At 66.1% G+C, this 12,262-nt stretch carries 11 protein-coding genes and 1 tRNA gene; 8 read left to right on the forward strand and 4 right to left on the reverse strand.

The features are described 5' to 3' along the window. Positions 1–95 precede the first annotated feature (95 nt). Positions 96–3,581: a bifunctional proline dehydrogenase/L-glutamate gamma-semialdehyde dehydrogenase PutA gene (gene putA / locus OU999_09760; GenBank protein WAC22055.1), complete on the forward strand. Its 3,486-nt coding sequence runs from the start codon at positions 96–98 to the stop codon at positions 3,579–3,581. Positions 3,582–3,617: 36 nt separating this feature from the next. On the opposite strand, the gene OU999_09765 is transcribed toward putA, so the two are convergent. Beyond that, positions 3,618–4,265, reverse strand: a complete 648-nt coding sequence (locus OU999_09765; GenBank protein WAC25400.1) for a PadR family transcriptional regulator — start codon at positions 4,263–4,265, stop codon at positions 3,618–3,620. A gap of 128 nt (positions 4,266–4,393) precedes the next feature. Between OU999_09765 and OU999_09770 the strand changes: the two genes are divergently transcribed. Then, the gene (locus OU999_09770) at positions 4,394–5,716 is read left to right on the forward strand and encodes a replication-associated recombination protein A (protein ID WAC22056.1); all 1,323 of its coding nucleotides are present in this window, start codon (positions 4,394–4,396) and stop codon (positions 5,714–5,716) included. Here the strand turns inward: OU999_09770 and OU999_09775 are convergent. After that, positions 5,713–6,036: a hypothetical protein gene (locus OU999_09775; protein WAC22057.1), complete on the reverse strand. Its 324-nt coding sequence runs from the start codon at positions 6,034–6,036 to the stop codon at positions 5,713–5,715. The genes OU999_09770 and OU999_09775 overlap by 4 nt on opposite strands. A gap of 394 nt (positions 6,037–6,430) precedes the next feature. Between OU999_09775 and OU999_09780 the strand changes: the two genes are divergently transcribed. The 4 genes from OU999_09780 to OU999_09795 all read left to right on the forward strand — a co-directional run bounded on the left by OU999_09780 (position 6,431) and on the right by OU999_09795 (position 9,577). Further along, positions 6,431–7,708, forward strand: coding sequence for a serine hydrolase (locus OU999_09780; protein WAC22058.1), 1,278 nt, complete (start codon positions 6,431–6,433; stop codon positions 7,706–7,708). A 5-nt stretch (positions 7,709–7,713) separates the two neighbouring features. Beyond that, positions 7,714–8,607 (forward strand): hypothetical protein, encoded by an 894-nt coding sequence (locus OU999_09785; protein ID WAC22059.1) that lies wholly within the window; start codon positions 7,714–7,716, stop codon positions 8,605–8,607. Between the two features lie 32 nt (positions 8,608–8,639). Then, a tRNA-Thr gene (locus tag OU999_09790) sits at positions 8,640–8,715 on the forward strand. Positions 8,716–8,773: 58 nt separating this feature from the next. Then, positions 8,774–9,577, forward strand: coding sequence for a hypothetical protein (locus tag OU999_09795; GenBank protein ID WAC22060.1), 804 nt, complete (start codon positions 8,774–8,776; stop codon positions 9,575–9,577). Here OU999_09795 and OU999_09800 read toward each other — a convergent pair whose 3' ends face one another. Then, positions 9,578–10,153, reverse strand: coding sequence for a superoxide dismutase family protein (locus tag OU999_09800; protein WAC22061.1), 576 nt, complete (start codon positions 10,151–10,153; stop codon positions 9,578–9,580). A 135-nt stretch (positions 10,154–10,288) separates the two neighbouring features. Here OU999_09800 and OU999_09805 point away from each other — a divergent pair, with 135 nt between their 5' ends. Continuing rightward, complete coding sequence (locus tag OU999_09805) at positions 10,289–10,747, forward strand: PaaI family thioesterase (GenBank protein ID WAC22062.1); 459 nt, start codon at positions 10,289–10,291, stop codon at positions 10,745–10,747. A 5-nt stretch (positions 10,748–10,752) separates the two neighbouring features. On the opposite strand, the gene OU999_09810 is transcribed toward OU999_09805, so the two are convergent. Then, the gene (locus OU999_09810) at positions 10,753–11,544 is read right to left on the reverse strand and encodes a DUF1499 domain-containing protein (GenBank protein ID WAC22063.1); all 792 of its coding nucleotides are present in this window, start codon (positions 11,542–11,544) and stop codon (positions 10,753–10,755) included. A 160-nt stretch (positions 11,545–11,704) separates the two neighbouring features. Between OU999_09810 and OU999_09815 the strand changes: the two genes are divergently transcribed. Then, complete coding sequence (locus tag OU999_09815) at positions 11,705–12,223, forward strand: N-acetyltransferase (GenBank protein ID WAC22064.1); 519 nt, start codon at positions 11,705–11,707, stop codon at positions 12,221–12,223. The last annotated feature ends 39 nt before the right edge of the window (positions 12,224–12,262 follow it).

The raw sequence follows: 12,262 nt of genomic DNA on the forward strand, positions 1-12,262 counted from the left end.
CGGCTTTGTGACGCACGACCGCTTGCAAGGCTTCAATTGGCTGCAAATATCTGTAAGGGCACCGCCATGGTCCTCCCCGGAAAAGGCCGCAACCCATGACCGAACTGCTTGCGCTGCGCGATCGCGTGCGCGCTCATCACCGTGCCGACGAAGGTGCGGTGCTCGATTATCTGATGACCAGCTACGCCCCCTCGCCCGAGCTGCGCGCGCGCATCCGCGCCCGCGCCGTGCGCGTGGTCGAGGATGTCCGCGCGGCATCGGGCCCGACGCTGATGGAAAGCTTCCTCGGCACCTATGGCCTGTCGAGCGACGAAGGCCTGGCGTTGATGACGCTGGCCGAGGCGCTGCTGCGCGTGCCCGATGCCGAAACCATCGACGAGCTGATCGAGGACAAGATTTCCCCTGCCAACTGGCGCGAGCATTTCGGCAAGTCAGAAAACACGCTGGTCAATGCCAGCACCTTCGCGCTTTCCATGACGCAATCGGTGCTCGAAGGCCCGTCGAGCAAGGGCCCGCTGGATGCACTGCGCGGTGCGATCAAGCGGCTGGGCGAGCCCGTGATCCGCGCCGCCGTGCGCCGCGCGATGAAGGAGCTGGGCAACCAGTTCGTGCTCGGCGAGGACATGGACGAGGCGCTCAAGCGCTCGCGCAAATGGGCGGCGGAAGGCGCGACCTTCAGCTATGACATGCTGGGCGAAGCCGCGCTCACCTTCCCCGATGCCGACCGCTATTTCGCATCGTACATGCACGCGATCCGCGCGATCGCCGATGCCGCCAAGACCGACGACATGCGCACCAATCCGGGCCTGTCGATCAAGCTCTCCGCGCTCTATCCGCGCTACGAGATGAGCAAGGCCGACGAGTGCGTCCCCGCGCTCGCCGACCGGGTGCTCGAACTCGCCCGCGCCGCGCGCGATGCGCGCATCGGGCTCAACATCGATGCCGAAGAGGCCTATCGGCTCGGCATGTCGCTCGACATCATCAAGCTGGTGCTGAACGATCCGACGCTCGCCGGATGGGATGGCCTGGGCGTGGTGGTGCAGGCCTTTGGCCGGCGCGCCAGCTTCGTCATCGACTGGCTTTACGGTTTGGCGGAAAAACTCGACCGCAAGATCATGGTGCGGCTGGTCAAGGGCGCCTATTGGGATAGCGAGATCAAGCGCGCGCAAGTTGATGGCGTGCCCGATTTCCCGGTGTTCACCAGCAAGGCCGCGACCGACATCTCGTATATCTGCTGCGCTGCGCAGCTGCTGCGACTCACCGACCGCATCTATCCGCAATTTGCCACGCACAACGCGCACAGCGTCGCCGCGATCCTGGAAATGGCCGGCAACCGCGACGATTTCGAGTTCCAGCGGCTGCACGGCATGGGCGAACCGCTGCACCATGCGCTGCTGCGCAACGAAAAGGTTCGCTCGCGCATCTATGCGCCGGTCGGGCGTCACCGTGAGCTGCTCGCCTATCTGGTACGCCGCCTGCTGGAAAACGGCGCGAATTCGTCGTTCGTCAACCAGCTCGCCAACCATGCCGTGCCCGCCGAGGCGATCGCCGCCGATCCGTTCGAGCAGCTGGAGGCCGCGCGCGCCGAAGCCGATGCGAAGATCATCCGTCCCGCCGCGATCTACGCGCCCTCGCGGGTCAACTCGCGCGGCTGGGATCTCGCCAACCGCGCCGATCTCAACGCATTCCTCGAAACGCGCGCTGCTTTTGTCGACCATCAATGGCAGGCCGCGCCGATCCTGGCGGTCGACGCTGGCAGCAGTGCTGCACCGCGCGCCGTTTTCAGCCCTGCACAAACCGACCGGCGTGTCGGCACAGTGACCGATGCCAGCGAGGCCGAGGCGCAAGCCGCGATCGCCGCAGCCCGCATCTGGGACGCGCCCGTTGCCGATCGTGCCGCCGCCCTCAGCCGCGCGGCCGACCTGTTCGAGGCCCATCACGGCGAAATCTTCGCGCTGCTGTCGCGCGAGGCGGGCAAGTCCGCGCCCGATGCGATTGCCGAACTGCGCGAGGCGGTCGATTTCCTGCGCTATTACGCGGCCGAAGCGATGGCTGCGCCGGGCTCCAGCCCGCGCGGGATCATCACCTGCATCTCGCCTTGGAACTTCCCGCTGGCGATTTTCACCGGACAGATTGCCGCCGCGCTTGCCATGGGCAATGCCGTGCTCGCCAAGCCGGCGGAGCAATCACCGCTGATCGCGCATCTGGGCACCCGGCTGCTGCACGAAGCCGGCGTTCCTGCCTCTGCGCTGCAGCTGCTGCCGGGATCGGGCCGCGTGATCGGCGCTGCGCTGACCAGCAACCCGGCCATTGCGGGCACCTGCTTCACCGGATCGACCGCGACCGCGCAGGCGATCAATCGCGCCATGGCAGAGCATTGCGCCCCCGATGCGATGCTGATCGCCGAGACCGGCGGACTCAATGCGATGATCGTCGATTCGACCGCGCTGCCCGAACAGGCGGTGCGCGATATCGTGGCTTCCGCGTTCCAGTCGGCAGGCCAGCGCTGTTCGGCGCTGCGCATGCTCTACGTCCAGCGCGACATCGCCGAATCGCTGAAGGAAATGCTGTTCGGCGCGATGGATGCGCTGACGCTTGGCGATCCGTGGTGGCTGGCAAATGATGTCGGCCCGGTGATCGACCAGTCGGCGCGCGAAAAGATTGCCGCGCATATCGAGACCGCGCGGCGCGAAGGACGGCTGCTCAAGCAACTCGAAGCGCCAGAGACCGGATGGTTCGTCGGCCCGGCGGCCATCTCGGTCAATGGCATCGAGGATTTGGCCGAGGAAATCTTCGGCCCGGTGCTGCATATCGCGACCTTCGAGGCGGGCGAGATCGACGATCTGGTCAACCGCATCAACGCGCGCGGCTATGGCCTGACCTTCGGGCTGCAGACCCGCATCGACAGCCGCGTTGATGACATTACCGCGCGCATCCACGCGGGCAACATGTACGTCAACCGCAACCAGATCGGAGCCGTGGTCGGCGCGCAGCCCTTTGGCGGCGAAGGCCTGTCCGGCACCGGTCCCAAGGCAGGCGGACCGCGCTATCTGCCGCGCTTTGGCCTGGCAGAAGCGCCGCAGTTCGACCTGCCGCCGCTGACCCGCATCGCCGCACGCGCCGAGGTCGAGGCTGCGCTCGCCGCGTTGCCGCGCGTGACCGAACTGCCACTCGACAGCATGACCATGCCGGGGCCGACGGGCGAATCGAACATATTGTCCACCTTCGCGCGGGGCCGGGTGCTGTGCCTGGGTCCGACGATCGAGGCAGCGATGCAGCAGGCGGAGATCGCGCGGGGCGAAGGCTGCGCGGCGTTGATCGTGGTGCCGGGCGCCAAGGGACCGCACGCGCTGGACGGCTTTATAGAGCGCGCCGACCTGGCCCAGATCGAAGGCTTCGATGCCGTCGCCATCTGGAGCCAGACCGAGGACCAGCGCGCGATCCGCAAGGCGCTCGCCGCACGCGACGGTGCGATCCTGCCTTTGCTCACCGAACGCCACTTCGCCCCGCGTTGCGTGCACGAACGCCATGTGTGCATCGACACGACCGCCGCCGGCGGAAACGTCTCGCTGCTGGCGTAGAACATTCTCCCCTCCCGCGAGCGGGAGGGGACAGGATTACAGCCGCTCGATCTTGCGCGCAGCTTCGTCGAGGATTTCGGCGACCTGGTGCTTGAACTCGGCGTCCGTCTCACCGCTGGCCAGACGATGCGCCATGGCCGCCATCAGGTTGCCGACCGCGCGGCCGATCTGCGGGCCGCCGGCGCGCTGTTCACGCTCCTCGCCCGCCTCGCTCAGCCGAGCGAGCAGTGCATCGGCCTCGTCGCGCTTTTCCACCAGCTCCGCCACGCCCGCATCGGTGATGCGGAACGCCTTGCGCGCGCCCTCGGTCTCGGCCGAGGCGATCAGGCCTGTATCTTCCAGCAGACTGAGCGTCGGATAGACCACGCCCGGGCTGGGGGCATATTCGCCGCCGGTCAACTCCTCGATCGCCTTGATCAGGTCATAGCCGTGGCGCGGCTCCTTTTCGATCAGCGCCAGCAGCACCAGGCGAAGTTCGCCGCTGTCGAACATCCGGCGACGCCCCCGGCCGCCGCGACCACCGCCGCCACGTCCGCCCCGGCCACCGCCGTCAAAGCCCCAGTTGCCGAAATCCCAGTCACCACCCCAGCTGCGACCACCGCCGCGACCAAAGCTCATGGCGATGAACGGCTTGCCGCCCTCGCCCCAGTTTCCACGCGGGCCACCGCCCATTTTGAAACGCATACTCATGTCGATTCTTACTCCCGTGTATCTCGATGGCTCTAAGATATATCTTAATGCATCTTCGTCAAGAGGTGAATTGAACGCTCCCGCCCTTCCCCCGCTGCCCATGAACCGCTAGCGTCAAGGCGATGAGCGATTTATTCGATACCTTGGCAGCATCCGGAACCTCGGCCGAAGCCGCGCCCGCAGCGGATGCACCGCTGGCCGACCAGCTGCGGCCCCGCTCGCTGGCGGAGATCATCGGCCAGGATCATCTCACCGGCGGCGAAGGCGCGATCGGGCGCATGGTGGCCGCCGGAAAGCTGTCTTCGATGATCCTGTGGGGGCCGCCCGGCACCGGCAAGACCAGCATGGCGCGGCTGCTGGGCGAGGCGACGGGAATGCGCTTCGTCGCCATTTCTGCCGTGTTTTCGGGCGTCGCAGACCTCAAAAAGGCCTTTGCCGAAGCCGAGAAAATGGCGGGTGCGGGCCAGCGCACCTTGCTGTTCGTGGACGAGATCCACCGCTTCAACCGCGCGCAGCAGGACGGCTTTCTGCCCTTTGTCGAGCGCGGCACGGTGGTGCTGGTCGGCGCCACGACCGAAAACCCCTCGTTCGAGCTCAACGCCGCGTTGCTGAGCCGGGCCCAGGTGCTGATCCTGCGGCGGCTCGACGAGGCGGCGCTGGGCGAACTGATCGCGCGCGCCGAACGGCTGACGGGAAAGCTGCTGCCGCTGAACGGGGATGCCCGCGCCGCGTTGATCGCCTCGGCTGATGGCGATGGCCGCTTCCTGCTCAACCAGGTCGAGACCCTGCTGTCGATCACCGTCGAGCAGCCGCTCGATCCGGCAGGGCTGGCGGCGCTGCTGCACCGCCGGATGCCGGTGTACGACAAGGACCGCGAGGGGCATTACAACCTCATATCCGCGCTGCACAAGGCGATGCGCGGCTCCGATCCGCAGGCGGCGCTCTATTATCTCGCGCGGATGCTGGTGGCGGGCGAGGAGCCGCTCTATGTGCTGCGCCGCATCACCCGCTTTGCCAGCGAGGATATCGGCATGGCCGATCCGCAGGCCTTGGTGCAGTGCCTCGCCGCCAAGGATGCCTATGCGTTCCTCGGCTCTCCCGAGGGCGAGCTGGCCATCGTGCAGGCGTGCCTGTACTGCGCGACCGCCCCCAAATCGAACGCCGCCTATGCCGCGCAAAAGGCCGCGTGGAAAAGCGCGCGCGCAACGGGATCGCTGATGCCGCCGCCCAATATCCTCAATGCCCCGACCAAGCTGATGAAGGATATCGGCTATGGCAGGGGCTATGCCTATGACCATGACGCGGAGGAAGGCTTTTCCGGCGCGAATTACTGGCCCGATGAGATGGAACCGCAGCGTTTCTACCAGCCGGTGGAACGCGGCTTTGAAGCCCGCATCGCCGAACGCATGCGGGTATGGGAGGATTTGCGCAACAAGCGGGGTTAGGCGGCTTTGGAAATGATCTCGAACAGGTCTTTTACCGCCCCGATGGCATCGCCCTTATACCGATAGGCGACTGTGCTCTGCCCGATCACCGCGCCCGACTTGTCGCTCAAAAGCCAGCGCCATTGGTCGTCAGGGCCGCGAAACAGCGAAAAGCCCGCGCGCTTTTGAAGTTCCGAAACATCGTTGAACGCCGCCCATTCGGGATCGTTCTCGATCGCGCGCTCGATGTCTTCTTCGGTCATCGCGTCCAGCCGCGCCCAGTCTGTCAGCGACTCTCTAGGTGCCTCGCCCAAACGCATTCTGGTAATCTTTTCGCTCATATCGCCTTGCTCGCCTCAACGAGATGATCCGGGTTACGCCGGCACGCATGGTATATACCACAGCGACGATGCGATCGTCATGGTTTATCGTGCCAATGGCCGTCACACGGCGTTCGCCATGCCGGGATTCGATAACGTAGTGATCTAGTCGCGGCCTCGCCCAAACCTCGCCTACATCGACAAAATCGATCTGGTGCTTTTCCAGATTGATCAAGCGCTTGGCTTCGTCCCATTCAAATTCCATAACGCCTCGACCACACTGGAGTTCTTGATGATGCCAAAGCCGTTCCGCCATGCTCGCCGCTTGCAAGCTATCGCGCGTTTCGCTGTGGCCATAGCGCTGATTAGCACGCCGCTCAGCGCGCAGCCGACAACGCCGACCGAACCCAGTCGCATGGATCTGGCAGAAGCCGCCGGGTACAAGGCGCAATTCCTGTGTTCGGGGCTGTGGAACGGCAACAAGACGGTGGCCGACATTGAGGCGGACGAGCTGACCGGCATCTACCCGCATATCGCGCCGATCGTACCGGGCCTGAAGGCCGAGATCGACCACGCCGCGCATCAGGTCAGCGTCGCCTGGACCGAGGATATGCCGCCGCGCGTCGCCCGGCACAATCCGGTCACCGGCTGCACCTCGATGCCGATCGGCTGGACCAATGACGGCCGCCGCCTGCCCGCCGAAGCGCTCGAACGCGCCGTGCCGGGCAGCCTCGACAGCCGCCCCTGGCCGATGGGCGATGCCAACGCCAGCGACCCGCGCATCATGATGATCACGCCGTTCGATCAGCTGATCGAAAGCGCGTTCGACGCGAAGGCCTTTGGCGGCAAGACCAGCGGCGTCGTGATCGTCCACAAGGGCCGCATCGTGCAGGAACGCTACAAGCAGGGACATGACCTGCACACTGCACAGCGCACCTGGTCGGTCGCCAAGTCGATGGCGGGGACCTATGTCGGCTTCGTCCGGCAAAAGGGCTTCACCATTCACGACAGGCCTGTGCGCGAATGGAATGTCGAGGGCGATCCGCGCCGCGCGATCTCGGTCGATCACCTGCTGCGCATGGCCAGCGGCCTCTCCAGCGACACATCGGGCAACCGCACCGATGCCGTTTACATGGGCGCAGGCGAGGTGCGGCAGTGGACGACATTGTGGCCGATGCTGCATCAGCCGGGCACCAGCTTCCGTTATGCCAATAACGACATCCTGCTGGCAACGCTGGCGGCACGCGATGCCGCGCCCGATCTGCACCCGCATCAGATGTTCGACGCGCTGGGCATGACGCGCACCTGGGCGGAGACCGACTGGCAGGGCAATTACATCCTGTCGAGCCAGGTCTGGACCACGGCGCGCGACATGGCGCGGATGGGGCTGTTGTACCTGGGTGACGGGATGTGGGACGGCAAGCGCATCCTGCCTGCAGGCTGGCGCGACTATGTGACCAGGCCATCCGGGCCGCAGCCCGAAGGGCCGTTCGGCTACGGCGCAAGCTTCTGGCTGATGAACAGGAGCGAAGGCGTGCCGGCGGATGCCTTTGCGGCCTTTGGCAATCGCGGCCAGTATCTGGTGGTCATCCCCAGCCGCGACCTGGTGATCGTGCGGCGCGGCTATGACAGCGCTGGCGAGCAGTTCGACATCGCCAAATTCACCGCCGAGGTGTTGAAGCAGATCCGCTGATACCGATGCGCCGCTTTCAGCATTATGCCTGTTTCGACTGGTCCGGCCAGGCGGTGGCCCGGCCCAGGGGAGTGGCGCTGGCAACCCTGGCGGCGGACGACGATGCCCAGCCGGTGCTGGTGCGTCCGGACGGCGGCTGGTCGCGCGGCGCGGCGCTCGAATGGCTGCTCGCGCATGCCGAGGCCGGGACGGACATGCTGATCGGCATGGACCTGTCGCCGACCTTTCCGTTTGTCGATGCAGGCGGCTATTTCCCCGGCTGGGAGCATAGCCCGGACCATGCGCGCGCGCTCTGGGCGCTTGTCGACCGGCTGTGCGAACCCGACGAGCATCTGTCGGCGAGCAGCTTCGTACGGCATGCAGAGGCGCGGCGCTATTTCCGCCACGGCAAGGGCGACACCGGCGACCGCTTCGGCTCGCTCGGCACCGGGCGGATGCGCGCGGTCGAGCATCACCAGCGGCTGACGAAGCAGGCCAATAGCGCAAGCTGTTTCAACCTGGTCGGTGCCGCGCAGGTCGGCAAGTCCAGCCTGACCGGCATGCGCGTGCTCCACCGCCTGGCCGGGCGCGTGCCGATCTGGCCGTTCGATCCGCTGCCGGACACAGGCCCGGTCATCGTCGAAATCTATACCAGCATCGCAGCCCGCGCCGCCGGAATCGGTGCCGGGCGCAGCAAGGTGCGCGATGCCGAAGCGCTGCACCGGGCGCTCGGCGTGCTCAACACGCGCGCCCCTGCCCCGCTGCTGGCGCATGACGACCACAGCACCGATGCGCTGATCACGGCCGCCTGGCTGCGCGATGCCGCGCGCGATCCGGCACTGTGGCACAGCCTTTGGCATCCGCCCGCGCTCGATGCGGCCATCCGCCACACTGAAGGCTGGACCTTTGGCGTCAAATAGCGCATGGCACGCCGCGCAAACGCGCTGGTCACGCCGCTTTAGCTCAGCTGGTAGAGCAACCGCCTTGTAAGCGGTAGGTCGTTGGTTCGAATCCGACAAGCGGCACCACAAGCAATGCAATCAGGGGCTGGGGGGCCGCAATCGCACGAAAGCTAGCCTGTCGCTGATGGACCTTTTCCCCGCCGAAACCTCTTCCGATGCACCCACCCGTTTTGCGCGCCTGCGCGAAGGGCTGAGGTCGCGCCTGGGCGAGCGCGCAGGCGGCGTGCTGCTGGCGCTGATCGCCGAACTGCTGTTCGTGCTGGCGCTGCTGTCGCTGTCGATTGCACCGCCCGGCGAGAAACGCGAGGAATCGCTGATGACCGTATTCGGTGTCACCCCCGAACCGACGGCGGAGAAGACCGAGCAGGACAGCCCCAAGCCCGCCGAAAACGCATCGCAATCGCCCGAGCCCACCGAGCAGGAGGAAAGCCCGGTCGAGACGCCCAGTCCCGTGGTCGCACCACAGCCATCGCCGATCCCGCCACCGGTTATCGCCATGCCCTCCCCCCAGGCTGCGCCTGCCGCGCCGCCCGCGCAGCCCAAGGCCAAGGCCGTGATCAAGCCTGGCCGGGTCTATGGCCCCATGGACAAGGGCACGCCGGGCGACAGCGAGCGGGTCGGCTCGGGCCCCAATGGCGAGCCACTGTTTGCCGCCGCCTGGTATCGCGAACCCTATGACGACGAGCTCAAGGGCTATCTTTCCACCGCGCGCGGCCCCGGGTCCGCGCTGATCGCATGCCGCACCGTGCCCGATTACCGGGTCGAGGATTGCTACGAAATCGGCGAATCGCCGCAAGGATCGGGCATCGGCCGCGCGGTGCTGGCCGCAGCCTGGCAGTTCCGCGTGCGGCCGCCGCGCGTGGGTGGGGTATCCAAGGTCGGTGAATGGGTGCGCATCCGTATCGATTACGGCGTGCGCGGCCGCTGATCAGTCGACCGCAAACACGCCGCACGCCACCCGGTCGCCGCTATCGCCCGAAGGGTCGGTCTTCTGGTCATCGGCCTTGGCATGCACCACCAGCGCCGCGCCATCGGCGTCGAGCATCTCGGCAAAGCGGGTTTCGCGGATCGTATAGTCCATCTTGCCGCTGCCATCGCTGGCGACAACCAGATTGGGCATGTCGCCATGATGCTGGCCCTGCGGATTGCTGAGGCCATGCTTGGCTCCGGAAGGGTTCCAATGCCCGCCCGCGCTTTCGAACTTCGGCCCTTCGCACTTGCCGGTCATGTGCACGTGAATGCCGTGCTCGCCCGGCGTCATTCCGGCGGCGCTCACCGCGATCAGGATGCCATCCTCGCGCTCGGTCGCAGTGACCGTGCCTGCGTCCTTGCCATCGGCGGTCTTCAGCATGGCGGTCGCCGTCATCGGGACGGCATCGGCGCGGCTCTCGGCTGCGGGCGCGGGTGCCGGGGCTGCAGTCTGATCGGTATCGCTGCCGCAACCGGCCAGGGCAAGGCCGCAGGAAAGGCTGGTCATGGCAAGCAGGTATCGGGTCGTGATCATGCAGAAAGCTCCTGTGTTTGCGCACTTACCCGGCAATGCTCATGGCGGTTCCACGGGGCCGCACCGAAAGTCCGTTTGACATTCGCCGCGTCAATCGGTTGGCTGGCGCCGACAACCAGAACCGCCAGGAGAGCCATGACCACCGCCGATACAGCCCCCCGCCCGTCTGACTCCGGTCCGTCCGATCTCAACCAGTCGCTGGGCTTTGTGCGCATTGTCGAGCTTGACCCGGCAGGTCGTGCGGCCATCGAATATCGGGCCGGCATGCACATGTGCCACTCGGGCGGCGTCGTACAGGGCGGGTTCGTCACTGGCTGGATCGACGCCGCGATGGCGCACGCAGCGATGGCGATGACGGGTCCGGACGTGGTGCCGATGTCGCTCGAGCTGAAGGTCAGCTTCTTCGCACCTGCGCGCCCTGGCCTGCTGACCGCCAGGGCCTGGGTCGAACGACGCGGGCGCAGCACCTGCTTTTTCGAAGGACAGCTGCTCGATGCGACGGGCAAGGTGCTGGCCAAGGCCAGCTCCACGCTGATGCTGGCTGACCGGGGCCGGATCGAACAGGCCTCCAGCGCCGCCCTGGCGGGCGGCTAACGCTGTCAGCCCTTGGGCGCTGCGGCCTGCAAGTCCTTCAGGAAACCACGGATCCGCTGGGCGTTGACGCCAAGGTCGCTGCGTCCGACGCGCGAGACCGAACGGACATCGACCTCGCTGGTCAGTCCGCCGGGGCCGGGCTGTACCCGCACTACGACATCGTCCTTGAACTTGAACAGCGAGACGGTGTCGGTCGCTTCCAGCCGGCCCTCTTCGGGCTTGGCCAGTGCCACCTCCCAGCCCCGCTCGCGCGCCACTTCCTCGGCCAGCGTCACGGTCTTGTCGACCGGAAGCTTGATGACCACGGTTTTCAGATCGGCATAGGCGCCGCGGTGCAGCACCTTCCAGCGCTCCTTGGCGTCCATCCCGGCATATTGCGGCTCACCGCGGCCCGGAATGTCGGCAAAGTCATCGGGGCGCAGCTTGAGCACCTGGAACTGCGGAGGATTGTCGAGATTGGTGGTGATGTCGTGGATCTGCGGCACGCTGCGGCCGACATTCACCCAGTAACCGATGAACCCCAGATAGGCGACCGCGCAGATCAGGCCCATGATCGTCAGGTCACGGATGCGCTTGCCCTTCTTGCGATAGAGCAGCAGCACGATCAGCGAGAAGACGAGCGCAACCAGCGCCAGGACCACGGCAGCACCGACAAAGCTCAGGCCGTCAAGCTTGCCCCACCAGTCCTGGCCCGCGCCGATCGCGCCGGTCATCGCCATGACGATGGAGCCTGCGCCCAGCAACAGGCACAGCCGCGCCAGCCAGATCGATCCATGCGGTTTTGCGCTCTCGTCCATGAACTCCCCCTGTTGCGTGCAAGACACACATAGGAAAGCCGTACCGCTTTGGCAAACCCTATGCCGCATCCGCGCACACATGCGAATTGCGCTCGACTCAGCGCCCCCCCACCCCTAAGGGCGCGGGCATATACACCCCTTCAACTATCCGTCTGGACCGATGACCGAATTCAACATTATCCCGCTGGATCAGGTGGATAGCGCCTGGGTTGAAGAGCTGCTCGATCTGGTGTTCGGACCGGAACGCAAGAGCCGCACGATCTACAAGGTGCGCGAGGGGCTGGAGCATCTGCCTGCGCTCAGCTTTGCGGCGGTCGATGCCGATGGCTATCTGGTCGGCTCGATCCAGTGCTGGCCGGTCTCGCTCACCGATCCCGATGGCCTGGCCTATCCGATGATTCTGGTCGGTCCGGTCAGCGTCGCGCCCGATCATCAGGACCAGGGCATCGGCCGGGCGCTGATGGCGGCGGTGTTCGGCGCGATGGGCGTCGGCGAAAAGCTGCCGCTCGTGCTGCTGGGCGATCCCGAATATTATGGCGCGCGGTTCGGCTTCTCGGCCGATCGCACCGGGGGATGGTCGTTGCCCGGACCCTATGAGCAGCACCGCCTGCTGGCGCTGGCGCGACCCGATTCGCTGATGCCCGAGCGCGGCATGCTGGGTCCCTGGCGGCTGAGCTGATGCCGAGGGGGCGGCATCGCCCTTTGCATCGCCGGGCCG

Source organism: Blastomonas sp. SL216, assembly GCA_026625625.1.
GTDB lineage: Bacteria > Pseudomonadota > Alphaproteobacteria > Sphingomonadales > Sphingomonadaceae > Blastomonas.

What these genes read in the sequence shown, in the direction of transcription:
- OU999_09780 (WAC22058.1), top strand. Translation starts at nt 6,431, where the DNA reads ATGGATCTGGCAGAAGCCGCCGGGTACAAGGCGCAATTCCTGTGTTCG.
- OU999_09765 (WAC25400.1), bottom strand. Translation starts at nt 4,265, where the DNA reads ATGCGTTTCAAAATGGGCGGTGGCCCGCGTGGAAACTGGGGCGAGGGC.
- OU999_09805 (WAC22062.1), top strand. Translation starts at nt 10,289, where the DNA reads ATGACCACCGCCGATACAGCCCCCCGCCCGTCTGACTCCGGTCCGTCC.
- OU999_09795 (WAC22060.1), top strand. Translation starts at nt 8,774, where the DNA reads ATGGACCTTTTCCCCGCCGAAACCTCTTCCGATGCACCCACCCGTTTT.
- OU999_09770 (WAC22056.1), top strand. Translation starts at nt 4,394, where the DNA reads ATGAGCGATTTATTCGATACCTTGGCAGCATCCGGAACCTCGGCCGAA.
- OU999_09810 (WAC22063.1), bottom strand. Translation starts at nt 11,544, where the DNA reads ATGGACGAGAGCGCAAAACCGCATGGATCGATCTGGCTGGCGCGGCTG.
- putA (WAC22055.1), top strand. Translation starts at nt 96, where the DNA reads ATGACCGAACTGCTTGCGCTGCGCGATCGCGTGCGCGCTCATCACCGT.
- OU999_09800 (WAC22061.1), bottom strand. Translation starts at nt 10,153, where the DNA reads ATGATCACGACCCGATACCTGCTTGCCATGACCAGCCTTTCCTGCGGC.
- OU999_09775 (WAC22057.1), bottom strand. Translation starts at nt 6,036, where the DNA reads ATGAGCGAAAAGATTACCAGAATGCGTTTGGGCGAGGCACCTAGAGAG.
- OU999_09815 (WAC22064.1), top strand. Translation starts at nt 11,705, where the DNA reads ATGACCGAATTCAACATTATCCCGCTGGATCAGGTGGATAGCGCCTGG.
- OU999_09785 (WAC22059.1), top strand. Translation starts at nt 7,714, where the DNA reads ATGCGCCGCTTTCAGCATTATGCCTGTTTCGACTGGTCCGGCCAGGCG.